The organism is Ktedonobacter sp. SOSP1-52, from assembly GCF_016587395.1.
Window position 1 is genome coordinate 347,914 of the sequence record NZ_BNJH01000006.1, and the last position, 19,661, is coordinate 367,574.

19 protein-coding genes are annotated in these 19,661 nt (G+C 52.8%); 6 read left to right on the plus strand and 13 right to left on the minus strand.

What is annotated here, in order from left to right:
- Positions 1-244 precede the first annotated feature (244 nt).
- Positions 245-1,276, plus strand: a complete 1,032-nt coding sequence (locus JMJ16_RS46645) for a hypothetical protein (RefSeq protein WP_201392776.1) — start codon at positions 245-247, stop codon at positions 1,274-1,276.
- 79 nt (positions 1,277-1,355) lie between these two features.
- Positions 1,356-1,712 carry a peptide chain release factor-like protein gene (locus JMJ16_RS46650; protein ID WP_201392778.1) on the plus strand — a complete coding sequence of 119 codons (357 nt, stop codon included), beginning with the start codon at positions 1,356-1,358 and terminating at the stop codon, positions 1,710-1,712.
- A 30-nt stretch (positions 1,713-1,742) separates the two neighbouring features.
- Here the strand turns inward: JMJ16_RS46650 and JMJ16_RS46655 are convergent, their stop codons facing one another.
- The 5 genes from JMJ16_RS46655 to JMJ16_RS46675 form a co-directional block, all read right to left on the minus strand.
- Complete coding sequence (locus tag JMJ16_RS46655; RefSeq protein WP_201392780.1) at positions 1,743-2,186, minus strand: SRPBCC domain-containing protein; 444 nt, start codon at positions 2,184-2,186, stop codon at positions 1,743-1,745.
- Positions 2,179-2,505: a helix-turn-helix transcriptional regulator gene (locus JMJ16_RS46660; RefSeq protein WP_201392782.1), complete on the minus strand. Its 327-nt coding sequence runs from the start codon at positions 2,503-2,505 to the stop codon at positions 2,179-2,181. Before JMJ16_RS46660 ends, JMJ16_RS46655 begins: the two co-directional genes overlap by 8 nt.
- Positions 2,506-2,603: 98 nt before the next feature.
- Positions 2,604-3,494, minus strand: coding sequence for a DMT family transporter (locus JMJ16_RS46665; RefSeq protein ID WP_201392784.1), 891 nt, complete (start codon positions 3,492-3,494; stop codon positions 2,604-2,606).
- A 270-nt stretch (positions 3,495-3,764) separates the two neighbouring features.
- Positions 3,765-4,016 (minus strand): hypothetical protein, encoded by a 252-nt coding sequence (locus tag JMJ16_RS46670; protein ID WP_201392786.1) that lies wholly within the window; start codon positions 4,014-4,016, stop codon positions 3,765-3,767.
- Positions 4,017-4,118: 102 nt separating this feature from the next.
- Positions 4,119-5,282, minus strand: coding sequence for a CaiB/BaiF CoA-transferase family protein (locus tag JMJ16_RS46675; protein ID WP_201392788.1), 1,164 nt, complete (start codon positions 5,280-5,282; stop codon positions 4,119-4,121).
- Between the two features lie 247 nt (positions 5,283-5,529).
- Between JMJ16_RS46675 and JMJ16_RS46680 the strand changes: the two genes are divergently transcribed.
- Positions 5,530-6,027, plus strand: coding sequence for a ferritin-like domain-containing protein (locus JMJ16_RS46680; RefSeq protein WP_201392790.1), 498 nt, complete (start codon positions 5,530-5,532; stop codon positions 6,025-6,027).
- A 434-nt stretch (positions 6,028-6,461) separates the two neighbouring features.
- Positions 6,462-7,823: a GNAT family N-acetyltransferase gene (locus JMJ16_RS46685; RefSeq protein WP_201392792.1), complete on the plus strand. Its 1,362-nt coding sequence runs from the start codon at positions 6,462-6,464 to the stop codon at positions 7,821-7,823.
- A gap of 120 nt (positions 7,824-7,943) precedes the next feature.
- Here JMJ16_RS46685 and JMJ16_RS46690 read toward each other — a convergent pair whose 3' ends face one another.
- The 5 genes from JMJ16_RS46690 to JMJ16_RS46710 all read right to left on the minus strand — a co-directional run bounded on the left by JMJ16_RS46690 (position 7,944) and on the right by JMJ16_RS46710 (position 15,291).
- Entirely contained in the window at positions 7,944-9,227 is a 1,284-nt protein-coding gene (locus tag JMJ16_RS46690; RefSeq protein ID WP_201392794.1) for a glycoside hydrolase family 125 protein, read from the minus strand.
- 174 nt (positions 9,228-9,401) lie between these two features.
- Positions 9,402-11,360 carry a glycoside hydrolase family 76 protein gene (locus JMJ16_RS46695; RefSeq protein ID WP_201392796.1) on the minus strand — a complete coding sequence of 653 codons (1,959 nt, stop codon included), beginning with the start codon at positions 11,358-11,360 and terminating at the stop codon, positions 9,402-9,404.
- Between the two features lie 382 nt (positions 11,361-11,742).
- Positions 11,743-13,050, minus strand: a complete 1,308-nt coding sequence (locus JMJ16_RS46700; protein WP_201392799.1) for an ABC transporter substrate-binding protein — start codon at positions 13,048-13,050, stop codon at positions 11,743-11,745.
- Between the two features lie 129 nt (positions 13,051-13,179).
- Complete coding sequence (locus JMJ16_RS46705; RefSeq protein WP_201392801.1) at positions 13,180-14,085, minus strand: carbohydrate ABC transporter permease; 906 nt, start codon at positions 14,083-14,085, stop codon at positions 13,180-13,182.
- 201 nt (positions 14,086-14,286) lie between these two features.
- Positions 14,287-15,291, minus strand: coding sequence for a carbohydrate ABC transporter permease (locus JMJ16_RS46710; RefSeq protein ID WP_201392803.1), 1,005 nt, complete (start codon positions 15,289-15,291; stop codon positions 14,287-14,289).
- A 274-nt stretch (positions 15,292-15,565) separates the two neighbouring features.
- On the opposite strand from JMJ16_RS46710, the gene JMJ16_RS46715 reads away from it, so the two are divergent.
- Positions 15,566-16,678, plus strand: coding sequence for a LacI family DNA-binding transcriptional regulator (locus tag JMJ16_RS46715; RefSeq protein WP_201392805.1), 1,113 nt, complete (start codon positions 15,566-15,568; stop codon positions 16,676-16,678).
- A gap of 10 nt (positions 16,679-16,688) precedes the next feature.
- Here JMJ16_RS46715 and JMJ16_RS46720 read toward each other — a convergent pair whose 3' ends face one another.
- Positions 16,689-17,294: a TetR/AcrR family transcriptional regulator gene (locus JMJ16_RS46720; protein WP_201392807.1), complete on the minus strand. Its 606-nt coding sequence runs from the start codon at positions 17,292-17,294 to the stop codon at positions 16,689-16,691.
- Positions 17,295-17,319: 25 nt separating this feature from the next.
- Positions 17,320-17,958: a GNAT family N-acetyltransferase gene (locus JMJ16_RS46725; protein WP_201392808.1), complete on the minus strand. Its 639-nt coding sequence runs from the start codon at positions 17,956-17,958 to the stop codon at positions 17,320-17,322.
- 234 nt (positions 17,959-18,192) lie between these two features.
- On the opposite strand from JMJ16_RS46725, the gene JMJ16_RS46730 reads away from it, so the two are divergent.
- Positions 18,193-18,690 (plus strand): ClbS/DfsB family four-helix bundle protein, encoded by a 498-nt coding sequence (locus tag JMJ16_RS46730; RefSeq protein WP_201392810.1) that lies wholly within the window; start codon positions 18,193-18,195, stop codon positions 18,688-18,690.
- 116 nt (positions 18,691-18,806) lie between these two features.
- Here JMJ16_RS46730 and JMJ16_RS46735 read toward each other — a convergent pair whose 3' ends face one another.
- On the minus strand, positions 18,807-19,493 hold the full coding sequence (locus JMJ16_RS46735) for a hypothetical protein (protein ID WP_201392812.1): 687 nt from the start codon (positions 19,491-19,493) through the stop codon (positions 18,807-18,809).
- Positions 19,494-19,661 lie beyond the last annotated feature (168 nt).

Sequence of the window (19,661 nt, forward strand, 5' to 3'; positions counted from 1 at the left end):
CCAAAGGGAGGAGCTGCCTCCTTTTATGAGAATTAACTAGCCCAGCCTTTCTTGAGGTTGAATAGACTTTTCTCTAACTCTGGTGTATAGTTCGTCGTATAAATGAAGGTATCATACCTCGATGCATGGGAACATCACAAGGAAGGAATCCTACCATGGCGAGCAAATCTGATAGTCTAGGGTTTTCTCAGGGAGCAAGCGGGATAGTAGTGCGCACTGCGAGCTCCCCCGTTTTGATTGGATTATGGTCATTGTCTCCATCTGGTGGCTGGGCGGTCTCTTTATCGATGGGTGGGCGCACAGCAATATTCCGCAGCTAGAGACTTTCTTTACCCCCTGGCATGCTGTCTTCTATTCGGGATATCTGGCGGTGGCTTTCACTCTGCTCGCTCAGGTATTTCTCAACGTACGCCAGTCAGCCCTTACAAGCGGCCAGAGCACATCCTTCGGATCGCTGCTGAGTACTGCCTTGAAAGATCAGAACTGGCTGCGCGCCATTCCAAAGGGGTATGATCTTACGCTGCTGGGCCTGGTGGTTTTTGGCATTTGCGGCATTGGCGATATGACCTGGCACATTTTTCTGGGGATTGAGCGCAGCACCGAGGCCCTGCTTAGCCCAACACACCTGGGCCTGGCGCTGGGCATTGCTCTCGCTTTGACAGGTCCATTGCGTGCCGCCTGGCGTCGCTCTGGGGCTGCCCCTTCCTGGCGCCAACTGGGACCCGTCATTTTCTCCCTGACCTTTACCTTCTCGCTTTTAACCTTTTTTACTTCTTATGCCTCACCATTGATCTCACCCTGGCCACTGCTTACTGTTACGCGTTCGGCCACAGATGGCATTACCGCTATCCTGCTGAATACTGCTATTATGATGGGTTGTGTGCTCTTGATTATGCGCCGCTGGCGGCTGCCCTTTGGCACCTTCGCCTTCATGCTGGGCTTAAACGGCGTGCTGATGCTGGCTTTTCATCCTCGTGCGGCATTGATTGCTGTTCCCACCGCGCTTCTGGGTGGACTCGCGGCAGATCTTGTCTATCGCTTCTTGCAGCCATCGTTGGACCAGCCGGAGCGCGTGCGTTTGTTCGCTTTCCTGGTGCCATTGATGTTCTATATCCTGTACTTCATTGATCTCTCTATTGTGGGACCAATCGCGTACGAGAGCGGCATTCAGTGGTCCGCGCCTTTCTGGGCGGGAGCACCTGTGATCGCTGGCTTCGTTGGCCTCCTACTAAGCTTTGTCCTGCTGCCACCTCAGGGTGCTCCCGAGGAGGAGTAGGCGCGTACATCAGTAGCGCACGTCCCATCCATGAACCTCTTGCGTCTATGTGGTAAGCTAGAGCAAGCGCAAGGGGGTGATGACTACGCAATGGTATCCAATTGATCGTGACTCGCTGGAGCGCGATTGTACGATCGAGTTTTTTATTGCTGGTGGACCTGGAGGGCAGCATCGCAACAAGGTTGAGAGTGGTGTGCGCCTGATCCATCGTCCCAGTGGCCAGGTGGTGACCGCGACCGAGCGGCGTTCACAATACGCCAACCGCGAAATGGCTTTTGAACGGATGGCGGCACGCTTGGAACGACTCCAGCATGTTGATGCTCCACGTGTACCAACACGACCTGGCATGGCAAGCCGTGAACGACGGCTCCAGTCCAAACGCCATACCTCGCTGATTAAGCGACGCAGAACGACGGCTATTCATCGCGATGAATAGCCGCAATTTTTTTTTACAAAGTAATTTCGTTTAGTTTACTTCTTCAGCCAGTATATCGGCAATGTGCTGGAGGAGGCGGCTCCAGCCTTTGCTCATCATCTGGTAGCCCAAATGCTGGAGTGGATGGTTGGGATCAAATCCAGCGTGTTCCAGATAAAGGTGTGTCCCCTCGCCTTCTGGTTCGAGGCGCCAGGTTACGATTGAGTTTAGCCCATTCTCCTCACCTCGATCAATCCAGCTGAAGCTTAGCCAATGCTCAGGCTCGAACCCTAGAACCTCACAGTATACCGTGCCACCGAACTTCACGTTAGGAATGGGTACGTTTTGAAAAGTAAAATGGTAGCCTATCTGCAACTGGAAGTCGTTAGGCATCAGCCAGCGTGCAATTAGCTCTGGCGTGGTGAGCGCCTTCCAGACCTGGGCTGGTGTGTAGGAGAGAAATTGGTCGCAATAAATAGTAAGAGTCTCAGTCATGGTTTTCCTCCGCAAGTAGTTGCTCTAAACTGGCGATGCGCTCTTTCCAGAACCGCTCATAGGGCAACAGCCACTCCTGAATTTCTTGAAGTGGCGCCCCCTGTAGAGAGTAGTAGCGCTGTCGCCCCTGTTTATGCTCGCTAACCAGTCCCACATCTCGTAATACTTTTAAATGTTCTGAGATGCTTGGTCGCTGCATAGCAAAGTGGTCCGCCAGTTGCTGAACGGGTTGGGGTCCCTCATCACGCAGCAGGCACAGCAACTCCCGCCGCGTCTGGTTGGCTAGAGCAGCGAAGACCATGTCGATAGAATCAAGCATGCATTGTATCCTTCTTTGTGCTCTGGATGATGCGTAGGAAATATCCTACGCATATGGCCCAGTCATATTATACGTAGGATATTTCCTACCTGTCAAGGCTATTTTCGATAGATAAGAATAAGCATCGAGCCAACGAGCAGCAACGCGCCCAGGATACCAAAGACGCCCAGCTCTTCGTGAAAGATGAGCCAGGCCAGAAGCGCGGCGGTCAGTGCCTCGCAGAGTGTAATGATGCTCGCCATCGTTGCGGAGATCGAGCGCATACCAGCCTGGAAGAGGGCATAAGCCAGGGCGGTAGGGATGCATCCCAGGTAGAGCAGCAGGAGCCAGTCATTGAGCGGATAGGTAGTCACCAGCGGCGTCGAGGTGCTAAAGAGTAGCAGCAGAAGCGCGCCGGTCCCGAAGGCCACAAAGTTAATCTGGACCGAGTGATAACCAGTGCTAAAGAGGCGTCCCAGCAGGATAAAGAAAGCGTAACCAGCGGCAGCCAGCAAGGCCAACCCGATCCCCAACAAAGACACACTCGCTTGCTGTGGATGAGAGCGTGCTGCAACTAGAAGCACTGTTCCGCCAAGGGCCAGGACCAACGCCAGCAGCGTTGAGCGCGTTAGGTGCTCGCGCATCAAGAAGGTCGAGCAGAGGGCAACTATGACTGGAGCCACGCAGAGCGCGATCAATGTAGAAATGGTCACGCCTGTATAGGCGATGGCCGCGCTATAGCTTACCTGGTACAGCGCCTGCATGCCCCCCATCAGGATCATGATTAGCAGGTCACGCGGTTTAATCTGCCAGAGGCGCCGCCCTAGTAGCTTGCTACAAGCAACGAGAAAGAGTGGCGTAGCGATAGCCAGGCGAAAGAAGGCGAGTGAAAGTGCATTAGTGACTGTATGAGCATAGATTGCCTGATTGGCGACTCCGACCGTCCCCCAGGCAATAGAAGCGCTGAAAATAAACCAGAAGTCGCGGCGAAAAGAATTGCGCGAAAGCATAGAGCATCCCTTCCTCAAAAAAGATCTTAGAGTTGAAAAATGGCGTGTGAGGGCAGGATGAAGGCGTATAGAGAGAGGCGCAAGGCCTTATGAGAAGGATGCGCTTATCAAGAAGGTTTTATAGAGCGACGCCGTGTTACCTGCCCTGGTGGGAAGGGACCACGGGTGGGGGCAAAATAGAGTAAGAGCTATAAAAGACGCGATCAACCACGGTGAGAGTATCCTTCTCTGTATAGATCAATAACACGTAATGCAACTATATTGTATCATCTACGAGTCAGCTTTGCGTACGTAGACAAAGTCATGCGCGAAATAGAGTTGTTCCCCTTTTTCGTTTGTACGAAGATTGGTGTAGGTGACAAGCCAGTTCATATTGGCTTCATCGTGTTTGATCGTGTTGACCTTGTTTTCCTCGTCAGCGATAACGAGGATGTCCTTGAGCTTGAGTTGATGAATGCTCTTCCACTCATAGTGATAGGTAGAAAAGAGCGCAGGCTGTTGCTCATCCCTCTTGCGTGGCATATGGTTTCTCTCCTCTGTGTAGAAGTCTCATATGTGCTAGACGCTTTTTCAGTATCAGAGTAACTTACCAGGGAGAAAAGGGAGATATGCACATGGCATTATTTAACTGTCGTCAGGCTGTGAAGGATCACAGTAGGATTTAATAATCTCCTGGGTGTGCTCACCCAGCAACGGCGGTGGGCTGGTGATTTCAGCGGGTGTGAGACTGTAGTTGACTGCAGGCCCTACCAGGCGTACATCGCCAGCGGTTGGGTGAGCCAGGCTCACGACCTGCTGCGAGTGCATAACCTGGGGATCTTGAAAGACCTGGTCCATGCGGTTGACTGGCCCAACAGCGATGCCCGCCTGAGCTAAACGTGGTTCCCAGGTAGCGACGCTCTCCGCCTGGAGCGCATCCTCGATTAAGGATATCAGGGCCTCGCGATTCTTTACGCGCTCAGCATTGATGCGAAAGCGCTCGTCAGTGGCCCATTCAGGGTGTGCCAGTGCCAGGCAGAGCTTATGGAAGAGCTTATCATTGGCGGCGCCAATCACGATATAGCCATCGGCGGCGCGAAAAGCCTGGTAGGGTACAATGGAGCCATGCGCGCTGCTCTGGGGCTGTGGCACTTCGCCCGCGATAAGATAACTGCTTGCCGCGTTGATTAGTGCCGCCAGTTCCGCACTTAGCAGCGAAACATCGAGGCGCTGCCCCTGCCCACTGCGTTCCCGGTGGTAGAGTGCAGTCTGAATCGCTGAGAAGGCGTTAAGTCCAGTGATCACATCCGTGAGTGCCACACCCGTCTTGACGGGTTCACCCTCCGGTGTTCCAGTAATCCCCATCAATCCACCCATTGCCGAGACAATCACATCATAGCCCGCGCGGTCTTTATAGGGACCACTGCGCCCATAACCAGAGATGGAGCAGTAGATCAGCCGTGGATGGCGCTCGTGCCAGTCCTCATAGCCCAGGCCAAAGCGCTCCATAACGCCTGAGCGAAAGTTCTCAATCACCACATCGCTCTCTGCCACCAGCCGGTGTACCACTTTCAGGTCATCTTCATTGTTCAGGTCGAGGCAGACGCTCTTCTTATTGCGGTTGACACTCAAAAAGTAGGCGCTCTCACCCCCGACAAAAGGAGGTCCCCAGCTTCGTGTATCATCGCCCTTCCCCGGCTGCTCAATTTTGATGACCTCAGCCCCCAGATCCCCCAATAACATCGTGCAGTAGGGTCCAGCAACGACCCGCGTAAAATCAACGACCCGAATTCCTGAAAGCACACCCATTGTGTTCTCCTCCATCTGGCATAGTGTACTTTGCATTATATGCCAGGGGAAGCTCGTGAAACCAGGCGGATGGGTGCCAGCTTGCGAGGCGTATTTTGTCATTAACGTTCAGTCATTCTTTTATATGGGTTGATCGTGGTACTAACGAAATCAGGAAGCACTCGCTTGCTTGATTTCGTGAATAGCGATGTTTCCGTGTAACGTTGTTGGTAAAACGTGTGAATGATACGGAAAGGATGAACCATCGATGCCGATGAAGATCCCACAGGATCTCTTTGTGCACGAACTGAGTGACATCTATGATGCTGAGCAGCGGATAGTCCAGATGCTACCACTTATGGCACAGGAGTGTAACGATCCTGAGGTCAAGAGTGCCTTCCAGCAACACGAGGTTGAGACCAAACAACAGATAACAAATATTCAACAGTGTTTCCAGACTTTGGGTACTTCACCAGAGAACGCACCCTGTGCCGCCATAGCAGGTCTGAAGCAGGAGCATGATAGCTTCCTCAAGGAGAAACCAACTGAGGATCTGGTGACCATGTATGATCTCGGTGGTGCCGCCAAGACCGAGCACTACGAGATTGCATCCTATCAGTGCTTGATTGAAAAGGCCAACCTGATGAGTCAACAAAAGGTCTCCCAACTCTTGCAGCAGAACCTCCAGCAAGAAGAGGCAATGGCAAAGAAGGTCGAGAGCATATCCAAGCAGGTTGACAAGCGCCTGCTCTCCGACATGCGCTAGAAGTAGTATTACAAGCAGCGGGATGAAACGCCATCCCGCTGTTTCCGAATCGTTTCCTTGACAATCGTCGTTATTAGTTTGTATAGTTGATGTGTGCTGAAAAAAGATTGACTCTCAATGGCACACGTATGCACGATCAAGAAAAGGAGAGGAAGTATACGCTTTCCACATTGCCTTGCGCGGTACCTCTACCGGGTCGTGCTCTTCATCCCCTCACATCGTCATAAACCCACTCACTCCCGGCCCAAGGGATTATTGTGCCTATTTGCAGGCCAGGTGTCTCCGCTGCTTAGCAATAGCCGTTAGCTTTTTTCATCTCTGCACACTGTAGATTCCTGACATTGATCCTCACGGGCTTCCTGCCGGGCTTTTTGGTCCTGGTTCTATCATGCTGTCCCCAATATTACATATTACATATTATAGAGGAGAATCTCATGCAAGAAGCTATTCATCACTCATATCGTCGCGATTTAGGCGCCGGGCTGGTACTTCGCTGGTCCACGGTTGAGGATATTGAGCGTATCGCGATGCTGTATGGGATGGTTCATCGCGATAAAGCCGATGCTCCACTCAATACAGGTGCTATGAGGAGTATTCGCACGTACATGAGTGGTCATTATCCCCTGATGGGACCCAATGATTTTGGTATCGTCGAGGATACAAGTAGAGATGGAAATCCCGTTGTTGCCACGACTTGTTTCTGGAAGCATACATGGACGTATGAAGGTATTCCTTTTAATGTTGGCCGTCCAGAGTGTGTAGCGACTGATCCAGCTTATCGCCATCGTGGGCTTGTGCGTGCGCTCTTTGAGATGTTTCATGCGCGCAGCGAGGCCGAAGGAGACCTGGCCCAAGCCATTACTGGTATTGCTTATTTCTATCGCCAGTTTGGCTATGAATATGCGCTTGAATTAGAGGATAGGCGCGCCACTCCAATCGTGTTAATACCAGAGGCCAGGGAGGGTGAGCCTGAATCATTCACCTTGCGCGCCGCCACAGTCAAGGATATTCCCCTGATCGAGGCGCTCTATAACCGGCGCCAGGCCAGTAGCATGGTCTCGGATAGCACGCGCACATTGTGGCACTATGAGATTGAAACCTGGAAAAAGCATCCCCAATTGAGGCATACCTTTAACTTCCAGGTCATAGTGGATACCTCTGGAGAGGCAGTGGGTTTCGTGGGCTGTGATGCCTCTCGCCGGGGCAAAGTATTGGGGGTCTGGCTGCTGGAGTTTGCCCCTGGAATAAATATGCAGAGCGCTATGCCCCCTCTGCTGCGAGCGCTACGTAGCTATGGCCTTGCCATGGAAACGAGCCGGCCTGATACTCCCGCTCTCCAGGAGATCAGCTTCTCTCTTGGCACGACCCATCCAGCTCATGATGTGCTGGGCGAGGTATTGGACCATCCCACCGAGCCTCCCTACGCCTGGTATGTCCGGGTGAAGGATCTGCCAGCTTTTCTCATGCATATTGCGCCCGCGCTTGAGAAGCGTCTAGCGGCTTCACCCGTCGCAGGTTATACAGGCGATCTCAAGCTTGATTTCTACCGTGATGGCCTGTGCATGCGCTTTGAGCAGGGGCGCCTCGTTGCCGTGGAGCCCTGGCGCACGCCGCTCTATGGCGCCGACCCGAGCGCCAGTTTCCCGCCACTGATCTTCTTACAGGTCCTCTTTGGTCACCGCAGCATTGAGGAACTTCGTCACGTGTTTCCCGACATCTGGGTAAACCCTGAAGCGAGGCTGCTACTCAGGGCGCTCTTTCCCACGCGACCATCCTTTGTCTTCGGCTGGAATTAGGAATTATGGATAAAGAGTGACCGGCGCTGCTAAAGCACGCGCCTACATATCATGGTACGAAGCACGCCGTACCATGATATGTAGGCGCGTGCTTTAGCAGCGCATGACATTTCGGTCCACTTATACTCTCAAGGCGTTTTTCACATAGGCGAGGACAAACTCGCCGAAGAGGCTGTTGGCCCAGGCAAACCAGGAACGGGTATAGCGCTGGGGCTTGTCCGGGTGGAAGCTCTCGTGCATATAGTTGGTCTCGGCGGTGGTGTTGACTAACATGCGAATGATCTCTTCTTGCTCGGCTGGATCGTTACTGGTGAGGCCTTGGATACTGAGGGCGATGTGCCAGATATAGCCCCCAGGTGTGTGGGGGCTGCCGACGCCACTGGCATGTTTGCCTGTAAAGTAGTATGGATTATCGGGGCTGAGCACGAAGCGGCGTGTGTTCTGGTAGAGCATGTCATCGATAGGTCGATAGCCGAGGTAGGGAATAGCGAGCAGGCTGGGAACGTTGGCGTCATCCATCAGGTTGTAATTGCCGTAACCATCAGTCTCATAGGCATAGATGCGCCCGTGGCGTGGATGCTCAACGATGCCATACGTTTGAATGCCGAAGTCAATCTCCTGGCGCAGCGCCTCGGCTGCCTGGGCCAGCTTCTCGTCCTGGTAGACCTCGCGCGCGATCTCGCAGGTATACCCCAGGACAACCACGGCAAACATATTGGCGGGAATCAAATACCCAAACCTACAGGCATCATCGCTAGGTCTGAAGCCCGACCAGACCATGCCGGTGAAGTTGGTGCGTGTACCGTGTCCCTGGAAGGGTAGGGTATCGGATGGCAGCAATGGATCTGGGCGCTCAAAGGAATAGGTTGAGTGTGTATCATGTTGTTGCTCAATGCGCATAATTTCAATAATCTTGCGCAACATGGCATGGATGGTCTCATTAAAAGTGCTGGTATCGCCTGTATGGCGCCAGTAACTATAACAGAGTTTAATGGGGTAGCAGAGCGAGTCAAGCTCGTACTTGCGCTCCCAGACCCAGGGGCCTGCGGGCGGAGTATCGCCTTTATGGCCCTGGCCGTTTGCTTCGCGGTTAAAGGCATTGGCATAGGGGTCGCGTAAAATATATTGTGCCTGGCGCTGTATCAGTCCACGCAACATGCGTTGTAGAGCCGCGTCCCCTCTTGCCAGGGGGATATAAGGGTTGACCTGGGCTGAGGAGTCGCGCAACCACATCGCGGGAATATCGCCCGTCATCACAAAGGTCGTGTCATCGTCGAGTAACTCAACAGTGGTCTCCAGAGTGTTTGGATAGCACTGTGTGAACATATCGCGCAATTGGGGATAACTGACAAGCTGCTGTTTTACATCTTCGATCAGGGTTGCGATTGCTGGATAATGGTACACGTTTCGTGGATTTCCTTCCTGATAGAGTGCATGTGGACGCGAAAGGGAGTACAGGAGCCGCAAGCACGTCCCTGTACTCCCGAGAGTTAATTATTAAAAATTTCCCAAAACTTTCCACGCTAAGGATTGTCTAGCCGCGCGTGGTGCAGCAATTGATGATCTTCAGGTCTCTTATTAGCTCCCATAGACCTCCAGTTCATAGATACGAGCCGCGATGGTATTGGGATCGGTCTGCGGATTGGTAATATTCAACTTTACGTAGCGCGCAGTCGTGGTGCTGATAGGGTGAGTGGTAATGCTGGAAGTGTTACCACTCACGTTGACGACCGTGTTCCAGTTGGAGCCATCCGTACTAAGCTGAAGGTTAAAATCGCGCGTGTTCCAGGCGGTATTCTCGCCACCTGCCCCAGCGTGCTTCACGGTGAAACTGCTAATGGCATAGTTGGCTCCCAGATCAATGCGTAGCCAGTACTGACCGCTAGTTGCTCCGGCGCACCACTTGCTATCATTGGTTACACTACCATCGACCGCTTTATTGGGCGTCTCTGACGAGGTGCAGGAGTTATTAGCGGTAGCCGTTTTATTGAGCGCGACATTGCTGGTGGCGCTTGTAGCGTATACCTCTAGCTCGTAGATGCGAGCCGCGATATAGTTAGGATCGCTCTGTGGATTGGTAATGTTCAGCTTCACATAGCGCGCGGTTGTTGTGCTAATGGAATGCGTCGTGATGCTGGCCGTATTCCCGGTTACATTGACGACTGTGCTCCAGTTGGAACCATCGCTGCTCAGTTGAATGTTGAAGTCGCGTGTGTTCCAGGCGGTATTCTCGCCGCCCGCTCCCGCGTGCTTCACAGTAAAACTGCTGATGGCGTAGCTGGCTCCCAGGTCGAGGCGCAGCCAGTACTGGCCACTGGTTCCACCCGAGCACCACTTGCTGTCATTTGTCACACTGCCATCAACGGCCTTGTTAGGCGTCTCCGATGAGCTACAAGAGCTGTCAGCGGTAGCGGTTTTATTGAGCGCGACATTGCTGGTACCGCTACTGGTACTGAATGGGATAGCGGCGTTGAGTGCATCCTGTGCCGAGCTCTGGCGCGCGGCATCGGCGCTATCAAAGGGTCCGTACCACATCAGGCCCAACTGGTTGGAGCCATTGCGATCATTGTTCCAGATCGAGTCCACGTTTTGCGTAATAAAGCTCTTGTACGCCTGCTTGTTGTCAGTGCTGTAGAGATAGCCCAGGTTGCGCATAAAGATGCCCTTGAACTGTGGACCATCGCCACCACAACTTGAAGGCTCACAAGGCTCTTTAAGTATACCATTATTCACCAACGTCCCTGTTGCCGCATCGGCGATGGCTTCAGCCTTGCTGAGATAGGACGAGTTATTGGTGATTTTATACATATCGGTTAAGCCGCCCAGGATCACGCCTTGATTATAGGTCCAGGTCGTCTGACCATTATTATGACATGAGCTATCCAGGCCGTCATTGACCAGGTTGGAACCGTTAATCATGCCACTGCTGTTGAACCAGCTCCACTCGCGATTGGCCCAGTCAATGTAGCTGCCGCTACCACTATCGCCAGAGGTGCGCTGGTGTAGTTTTGTGGCGAGCGCGAGAAACAGCTCATTGGGAATAGCGTTCTTGTAGGTGCGATCCTTGCTCCACCACACACCGCCTCCGCAGGTGCTATCCCAGCCGCCAGCCATGTCGGAAAAGATGGTTTTGGCCATGCTTAGATAGCTGTTATTACCAGTAAGGTCATAGGCCTTGACCCAGGTTAAGCCCCACCAGCCCTCATCATCATAGTAATTGTTGAGGAAGTTACCGCTCGAGTTTTTACTATAGGTCGTCGCGATATCGCCCGTATAGGCCGTTGAACCTGTGTTTGATGAGTAGTCGATGATAGCTCCCAGCGCGTTGGCTGAGTTCCACCAGCCAGTGCTATTGAAGAGGCCATTTGAACTGTTATACCAGCTCTGAAGCGTAGCCGCACTACTATTGGCATATGAACGGTAGTCACCAGCCGCCCTGGCCTGGTGTGTGTCGAGAGTTACTCCCAGACTCGCGCTAAGAAGACAGAAGAGCACTATAATCCCCATGACCTGGCCGCGAAAACGTTGCGTGAACATACCAACCTCCTTGTTGTAATCCGAAGAACACCAACCGTCCTGGGCGCTCATATTACAACCAGTAGTCGTGTACGCAGCTACTTGCGTACACCCGCTACTTGCGTACGCGGCTACTAAAGCAGTGTACAGATGCATTGAGCTGTGTGGTGACGACGCTGCTAACCCTCGAATGGGGGTTAGCAGCGTCGGTCGAACGAAAGCCCTAAATCAACCTTTCTGTACATTGCTCTAAATGGTGAATTCACAACATCTGTAGGGTCCATGCTGGCATGGACTCCGAGCGAAGCGATCTGCTTGCGCTCGGGTATCGGCCTGCGGGCCTTGACAGTCCATGCTGGCATGGACCCTACATCGACGAACTACATGAATTGACCACTCAAACTTACTGGTTTGATTTAATTACGTCGTTGAGTTGTTGCACCATCTGCTGGGTGCCACTCTCAAGAGGCTTTTTGCCAAGCAGGATGTCGTTCCAGTTGGCGGTAATGACATCGGTGGCCTTGGAGGACCAAGGCGCGACAAAGCGGATGCCCACTTTATCAGGTGTGTTCAGGATATAGTTTACCGAGTCGGAGACCGAGCTCAGGTCATCTTTCTTTAGCGTATCGAAGTAGGGTGCCGAAGAAGGAACATAGGCCGCAGGTGCGACAGGCGAGCCAGGCAGGACCGTCTCCCACGCCTTGGAGGCCAGAAACTGCATGACCTTCCAGGTCGCGTCTGGATTCTTCACATATGTGGGCGAGGCGATGCCGACCGCGTCGTAGAGTTGTACATTCTGCTTCACCTGGGGCAGGGGTGCGAAGCCATACTTGAAGCCGGGCTTGGACTGCAAGAAACCAGCCGCCAGCCACTGACCATTGTAGAGCATCGGAATCTTGCCAGCCACAAAACTATCCTGTGCGCTATCGACATTGTATCCAGGAGGTGTGACAGAACCATTCTGGACGGCAGTAGCGAACATTTTGGCGCAATTAAGAAACTCGGGGCTGGCGTTTACGCTGCTGGGGCTGAGAAGCTTATCCTCGAAGGAGGCACCACCAGCGGAGACGGCGCAGTTATTGGTCTGGAAGGGATCATCGGGTGTGTTCCACAGACCATAGCGTGAGACCTTGCCGCCGTCCTTCTGCGTCAAAACCTGGGCGTCGTGCAACATCTCGTCATAGGTCCAGCCAGATTTTGGCAGGGGGAGACCAGCCTGCTTGAACAGGTCTTCGTTGTACCAGATGCCGTAGGTGTTCATCAGGGTGGGTAGACCGTAGAGCTTATCGCTGGTCTTCCAGTTAGTCAGCGAGTTAGGCGCGAACTTGTTGATATCGAAGTCGCTGGAGCTCTGCTGGGCCTGGCTGCTCCAATCATAGAGGAGACCCTGTGCGCCATACTGCTGCTCGGTGTCGTTACCGGCCCAGAAGATGTCGGGGAGCTTCTTGGCTAACACCAGTGAGCTAAGCTTCTGACCATAATCGCTGTTAGGCGAGGGGACACGCTCAACCTTGATATCCGGGTTCTGCTTCATGAACTCTGCTAGCGCCTGGTCGATCAGCTTGTTGGTGTCAACCGTCTCCCAGGTCATGACAGTTACCGTTTTGGGACCACTGCCGGTATCGCTACCGCCACATGCCGCAATGCTCAGTGATGTGAGCAGCAACAGGAGCAAGACGATCGATGTCTTGAAGATCCTTTTCTTCGTCATTGTGATGCAAACTCCTTTGAATTGAGAAAAATAGAAAAATATCCAGAAGGTCTATCACTCGTAATGACAACGTTGTCTTCACCATGCCGCGAAAGAGCCGGGTACGCTGAATGCTTTCAGCGAAGCGGCTTACTTATCGCGAGCTGAGGTTCCCAGAGCCCCCAGGCCTTGCATGAAGTAGCGCTGGGTGAAGAAGAAGATGATCAATGGCGGCAACATGTAGAGCAAGTTAGACGCCATATACAGATTCCACTTTGTCGTTGCGACGCCTGCGAAGGCCCCGGAGAGGGTTGCCATACCCAGCGACAAGGTCCATTTGTCATCGGAGTAGAGATAGACCAGGGGATTGAGATAGTCATTCCACGAGAGCGTGAAGGCCATAATGATCATCGTGATCCAGACTGGGCGCGTGAGTGGGATCATGATTTGGGTAAAGATGGTCCAGTGGTTCGCGCCATCCAGGCGTGCGGCCTCGTCGAGCGAGGTGGGAATGCTCATATAATACTGGCGCGCCAGGAAGATAAAGAGTGGATTACCCAGGAAAGATGGTACGATGAGAGGTAGCCAGGTATCGTACCAACCCAGGTCGGAATACATGTGGAAGAGTGGGATCAGGCCCACGATGCCAGGCAACATCATACTTCCCACAAACAGATAGAACCAGAGCTTGCGTCCAGGGAAGCGAATGCGTGAGAGACCATAACCAACGAGCATGGAACTGACGACCGAGCCAGATGTGCTTAAGAAACTCACGATAATAGTATTCGAAAAGAGGCGCGTGAAGTTAATGCTCGCAGGCCCCAGGATAAAGTTCTCAAAGTGGAACTCTTTGGGCCAGAATTCGGGTGGTATGTGATAGATATCGCTATTGCTCTTCAAAGCGACAGTAATCATCCATAGCAATGGAAGAAGCATTGCCGCTGAGAGGCCGATGACGACGATGTACCAGATGATGTTGCCGGTGATCTTGTCATACCTGACCACCCGTTTGGCCTCGGGGGTCACCTGACGGGTCTTATTGATGCTCAAGCTCATACATTCAACCCCTTTTTGAGCGTAAAAATCCTCTTATACGATGTGTGGTGCATGTATATGCGTTACTAAGATCTTATTCCGAAACCCAACGTTACTGACGTGACTAGCGCTTCCCCCATTCGGGGACAAGCGTGCTCAGGGTTTTCGGAGAAGAAGTAAATGTGTGCTTAATCCCTGGCTCTGCGCTTGCAGAGAGCGCCTTTAATCTACGCTATTTTCTTCATACACCCACATCGATGAAAAGCGGAAAGTGAAGATCGTCACAAGCATGATCAGAAAGAACAGTATCCAGACCTCTGCCGTGGCATAGCCAATCTGCGGGAACTGGCTGATACTGCCGAAGCCAGTGTGATAGATATGGACCATCAGCACTTCAGTGGAGAAGCCGGGACCGGGAAGGATGTTGAACTGGTTAAACGCCTGTAGCGCGCCAAAGATTTGCAGGATAAGCTGTAAGAAGATGATTGGACTGATCATAGGAAGGGTTGTATGCCAGAAGAGCCTGAGAGAACCCGCGCCATCGATCTTTGCTGCCTCATAAATCTCCTTGGGAACCGCCTGTAGGCCCGAAAGGAAGATGATCATTGTGCTACCAATGCCCCAGAGGCCAGTGATGACAATGGCAGGAAGCGCCATGGTGTAGCTGGAGAGCCAGGTGCTTGTGGGCAGGTGTAAGAAGCTCAAAACCTGGTTTGCCAGGCCGATCTGCGGATTGTAGATAAACTTCCACAGCGTCAGGGTCGCGATGGCGGGAAGAATCGCTGGTAGGTACAAGGCCGTGCGAAATAGCTTGATACCAGGAAGATTACGGTTGAGCAGCACTGCTAGTAACAGGCCAAAAATCAGCGACGAGGGAACGCTCAGCAGGGCGAAGAGGCCCGTGGCTTTGAGAGTAGGAATAAACGATGGATCTTTGGTAAAGATGTAGATATAGTTTTTCAGGCCGACGAAAACCGGGGTTGTGACGCCATCCCACTTTGTCAATGAATAGTACACTGAGGTCACGAGTGGGTACAGGACAAAGACCATGAAGCCAATGATAGAGGGGAGAATAAAGAGATAACCCGCCAGGGCCTCCCTCCCATTCCAGCGTCTACGATGTAGAGCGCTTTGCCTGCCTCCCTGCTTCTGTGGAGCATTCTTTGCCTGTTGCTGCGTCACATTAGCATCGTCTCGCACGCCTGCTGTTTCCTGGTGAACGCTCATATCCAAGTTGATCACCTCTTTGAATCAGCGCAGTAACAATTCTAAAAATAACAATTCTACAGGTGCATCATGCATTGATCACCTGACACTTTACAAGTGTGTGCCATTCTGGTTTAATAGTAATGACAACGATGTCATCAAGCGTTTATACGCTCTACTATATGTTTGACAACGATGTCATTACTGTACCATGCAAATGACATCGTTGTCAAGAGGTTGAAGAAGAAATTTTAGGTTATACTTATAGATAAAAAGCGGATCCGGAGGATTTGCAGTGAGTAACGAGCAGACGGAATTCTCTCTGTCAGAGAAACGACTGGCGAGGCAGGAAGGTACTAACCTCCCTCTCACCTCTTTAGAGCCTCTGCATACTGAGGGAAATAAGTTGCGACCAACCATGCAGGATGTGGCGGAGATGGCGGGTGTTAGCCTCAAGACTGTTTCGCGTGTGGTGAATAAGGAGGCGAGTGTGACCCAGGCCACCAGGGAGCGGGTCGAGGCCGTCATCAAGTTGCTTGGTTTCAGGCGCAACGACCTGGCACGCAATCTGCGTCAGGGCCAGACCTCCTCTACTATTGGCCTGGTCATCGAAGACATCGCCAACCCCTTCTATTCGCAGCTTGCGCAGGGCGTTGAGTATGTCGCAAGGCGTTATAATCATATGCTTATCCTCAGTAACTCGGAGGAGAATCCGCAGCGTGAGCGCGAGCAGGTGAGTGCGCTCTCTCATCGCAGGGTTGCAGGCTTGCTGATCGTTCCTGCTGGCTCCGACCACTCCTACCTGAAGAGCGAAATGGAGCGAGGGACACCGGTGATTTTTGTGGACCGTCCGCCAGCGAATCTGGATGTGGATATGATCTTGCTGGACAGCTATGGGGGCTCCTATACGGCTGTGAAGCATCTCTTGTGCCAGGGGCATCGGCGTATTGGCTTGATCTGTGGTGATCCATCCGTCTATACAGGCTCAGGGCGCGTCGCGGCCTATCGTACCGCGCTGACCGATTGGGGAATTATCCTTGAGGACGACCTGCTCTGCTTTGGTTGCGATGATGCTGAGAAGGCAGCTGCGGCGACACACCGCCTGTTGAATCTTCCGCATCCTCCGACCGCGGTCTTTACTACCAGTAACCGTATTAGCGTCGCGGTGCTGCGTGCCTTGCGTGGTATCACGCGTCGCCTGGCGTTTGTTGGCTTCGACGATTTCGAGCTAGCGGATATGTTGCCAACGCCAGTCACGGTGATTGCACATGATGCCGCCGAGATGGGGCGCCAGGCGGCCGAACTGCTCTTCGCGCGTATCCAGGGCGATGAGCGCCCGCCCCAGCGTGTGATCATTCCCACCCGGCTTATCATGCGCGGCTCCGGCGAAATTCCTCCTGAAGGCTAGCTTCTGAGCGCTAGGAAGGCGAAGGCAGGGCGAGAGTATACTTAATACTTGCCTCCATGGAGGAGGCGGCGCGGCGGATATAGACAGGATCCTGGTAGAGCTTGCTGAGCATGATCGCACCCTCCATAGTGGCAATACAGGTTGTGATCCAGGTTTCTATATCGATGTCTGCGCGTAACTCCTGGCGCTCGATCCCTCGTATAATGATGCGCCGTAGCGTCTCCTGGAGCCTGTCCATGGCCTGGCGCGCCCGGGTACGTAAGATGAGGTTGGTATCATCCACCTCTACAGCCAGGTTTAGAATGGGGCAGCCTCCCTCCACTGGTGGATCTTCGATGATACCCTGAAAATACTTCAACAGGGCCAGCAGGCGGTCAAGGGCGTGTTTTTTTCCCTGCAATGCCTGCCGCATGCTTTGTTCCAGCAGGGATAGGGAGTACTCGAAGGCTTCGAGTGCCAGTTGTTCTTTGTTAGAGAAGTGGTTATAAATACCGCCTTTTTCGAGGCCAGTTGCGCGCATCAGGTCTGTAAGCGAGGAGCCGACGTAGCCCTGTTGATTAAAAACGGGGGCCGCGCGGGCGAGGATCATTTTGCGCGTCTCACTCCCTTTACTCATTGTTTGCTCCTTCCGGGCATATTCCTTATAGCCCTGGCAGTGTATTTGAGCGAAGCAGGCAAGCAAAGAATTGCTTGACTAATGCTTGCTCGGTATTCTTGCCCAGGCGGGCGAGGAAGATATTGGCCGGGTGCATGCGAATATTTGGTTCAGAGGTCAGATATTCTGTGAAGCCATAGGCCGCGCAGAAGCGTTCCAGCATCTCGCGGTACCTGAAAGCGCTCAGCCCCAGGCCAGCCATATCCCAGTGCCAGTAGAGTCCCATACCCAGCACAATGATCTCCTCATAGGCTGTCTCCGTAAAGACCAGTTGCATTAGCTGGTGTGCGATGCCAAGCTGCCGCCAGTTGGAGCTGACCTCCAGGCCGATCTCATAGGCAGCCTCCAGATTTTGCCACCAGGTGTCAACCGGGCAGAGGGCAATGTGTCCAACAATGGTGCCAGCCGGTGTATAGGCGATGGTGAGCATTGTATCTTCCCGCTCCGCGATCTGCAAGAGGAGCGCATGTTCATGCTCCGGCAGGCGCGTAAAGGCACGCATGCCACTATCTGGCTCAAGCTCTTGGATAAAGAGGGGCGAGCAGTGGGAGCGCAGGTAAATTGGCCCGGCAGCCGTTATGATTGTTTTTTGATGGGGCGAGGGAGATAGAACAGTGTTGCGCACGATTTTCTCCTTTGTCGTGACTCCGTAGGCGGGAGAGGGCTGGCAATAATAAGACCGATCGGTTTGTTTTTGTGGCAAATTTTTGAGACCAATCGGTCTCAAATCAAGTATACCTTGTGTATTTTTCTTCTGTCAAGAGTCTTTTGAAGCTGCTATCAGGAATGACCTTATCCGCTTTTGACAGTATCATTAGAGAGTAATGACCATTACTATAAAGTGAAAGGATGCTTTTCTATGTCAGAGCATATGCAAAAGAAGGATCTGCAAGAGCATATTCAGCAGAGCTATGGGCAGTTGATGGAGCTTGTAAGCTCTTTGAGTGAGGAGCAAGCGACCACGCCGGGAGTCAACGGGGCCTGGTCCGTCAAGGATAACCTGGCCCATCTTGCGGTCTGGCAAAACTATTTGCTAGCTTCCCTGCGAGCGATACCTACTGGTCAGAAACCGGACGCGTTCGCCCCTGGTTTGGAGACGGAGGATGAGATCAATGAACATTTCTATCAGCAGAACAAGGATCGCTCTCTAAAGGAGGTGCTCGCCAATCTACAGGAGGGATACCAGGGTGTACTCGGCGCGCTTGAGGGCTTGAGTGAGCAGTCCTTGAACGAGCCTTTCCCCTGGCGCGAGCAAGGGAATGTAGTCTGGGAGTCCATCGCTGGCGATACCTATGAGCACTATGAAGAGCACCGCGCCAACGTCTTACACTGGCTGGCTAGCACCTCAACGAATTAAATAGCCCCGTATGCAAGTTACTTTGAGTAGTAGATGTGGTGCGTGCGGGCGGCCAGTGGCCGCCCGCACGCACCACATCTACTATCTAGGCGAGCGCCGCAGGCGCGAGTTGCAGATTACAAGCCCTGCCAGTTGTACGTGGTATCGGGAGTGATGCCGGGTGAGTTGTAGGCCAGGGTAATCAAAGCGTGAGCATTCAGAGGGACTGAGTTGATATCGCCGTTATATTGCTTGCCGTTTACGTAGACAGTCCAGCCGCTGGTCTGGCTGAGCTGGGCGGGATACTGCAATTCGGGGAAGCGCCCATGCCAGATCTGTAAGAAGTCGCCCAACGCATACGTTTTGGTCTTTGGCGACTCAATATGAAGGATGCCCGAAGTATCGTGGGTATGGAGCCAGTAAATACAGGAGTTGTCGCTGGCAATGCCAATAGATTGAGGAACTTGGACCTGCTGCCCATTAATATAGATGGATAGATGAGCATGGATATGGTAGTCGAGCTGTTCGTTGCCCTGACAAGCGATCCCATTAACGGAGGGATACAAGGGGTTGTCGCTGGTATTCGTATTGCTGGCAGCGGTTGCTGTTGCGGAGGTGCTGGCGGAGTTGGCGGCCTGAGCAGGTTTCCATAATGTCCAGGTGACGCCACCAATTGCCAGGAGGGCCACAACAATAACAGTGGCAATGATAATGTTCCGGTTGCGCCTGGCGCGTAGCTGCCTCTCTCTCTCGAGGCGCTGTCTCTCACGGCGCTCTTGCTGACGCTGGCTCTTTGTAGGGAGGTGGGTGGTTTGTTTCGGCATGTACTTCTCTCGTCCTCATGCAATACTTGTGAGTATTTCCTGTCTAAATATCTTCATACTTACAAGCTACGACGTTATCTACTTCCGATAGTATATAGCATATGTAAACCCATGTTTACGTCTACTTCTTCTGAGAAAACCCCGGGTGCGTTCGCGCCCGGGGTTTTC

Coding starts and splice junctions, on each gene's coding strand:
- JMJ16_RS46645 (WP_201392776.1), top strand. CDS start 245: ATGGTCATTGTCTCCATCTGGTGGCTGGGCGGTCTCTTTATCGATGGG.
- JMJ16_RS46650 (WP_201392778.1), top strand. CDS start 1,356: ATGACTACGCAATGGTATCCAATTGATCGTGACTCGCTGGAGCGCGAT.
- JMJ16_RS46655 (WP_201392780.1), bottom strand. CDS start 2,186: ATGACTGAGACTCTTACTATTTATTGCGACCAATTTCTCTCCTACACA.
- JMJ16_RS46660 (WP_201392782.1), bottom strand. CDS start 2,505: ATGCTTGATTCTATCGACATGGTCTTCGCTGCTCTAGCCAACCAGACG.
- JMJ16_RS46665 (WP_201392784.1), bottom strand. CDS start 3,494: ATGCTTTCGCGCAATTCTTTTCGCCGCGACTTCTGGTTTATTTTCAGC.
- JMJ16_RS46670 (WP_201392786.1), bottom strand. CDS start 4,016: ATGCCACGCAAGAGGGATGAGCAACAGCCTGCGCTCTTTTCTACCTAT.
- JMJ16_RS46675 (WP_201392788.1), bottom strand. CDS start 5,282: ATGGGTGTGCTTTCAGGAATTCGGGTCGTTGATTTTACGCGGGTCGTT.
- JMJ16_RS46680 (WP_201392790.1), top strand. CDS start 5,530: ATGCCGATGAAGATCCCACAGGATCTCTTTGTGCACGAACTGAGTGAC.
- JMJ16_RS46685 (WP_201392792.1), top strand. CDS start 6,462: ATGCAAGAAGCTATTCATCACTCATATCGTCGCGATTTAGGCGCCGGG.
- JMJ16_RS46695 (WP_201392796.1), bottom strand. CDS start 11,360: ATGTTCACGCAACGTTTTCGCGGCCAGGTCATGGGGATTATAGTGCTC.
- JMJ16_RS46700 (WP_201392799.1), bottom strand. CDS start 13,050: ATGACGAAGAAAAGGATCTTCAAGACATCGATCGTCTTGCTCCTGTTG.
- JMJ16_RS46705 (WP_201392801.1), bottom strand. CDS start 14,085: ATGAGCTTGAGCATCAATAAGACCCGTCAGGTGACCCCCGAGGCCAAA.
- JMJ16_RS46710 (WP_201392803.1), bottom strand. CDS start 15,291: ATGAGCGTTCACCAGGAAACAGCAGGCGTGCGAGACGATGCTAATGTG.
- JMJ16_RS46720 (WP_201392807.1), bottom strand. CDS start 17,294: ATGAGTAAAGGGAGTGAGACGCGCAAAATGATCCTCGCCCGCGCGGCC.
- JMJ16_RS46730 (WP_201392810.1), top strand. CDS start 18,193: ATGTCAGAGCATATGCAAAAGAAGGATCTGCAAGAGCATATTCAGCAG.
- JMJ16_RS46735 (WP_201392812.1), bottom strand. CDS start 19,493: ATGCCGAAACAAACCACCCACCTCCCTACAAAGAGCCAGCGTCAGCAA.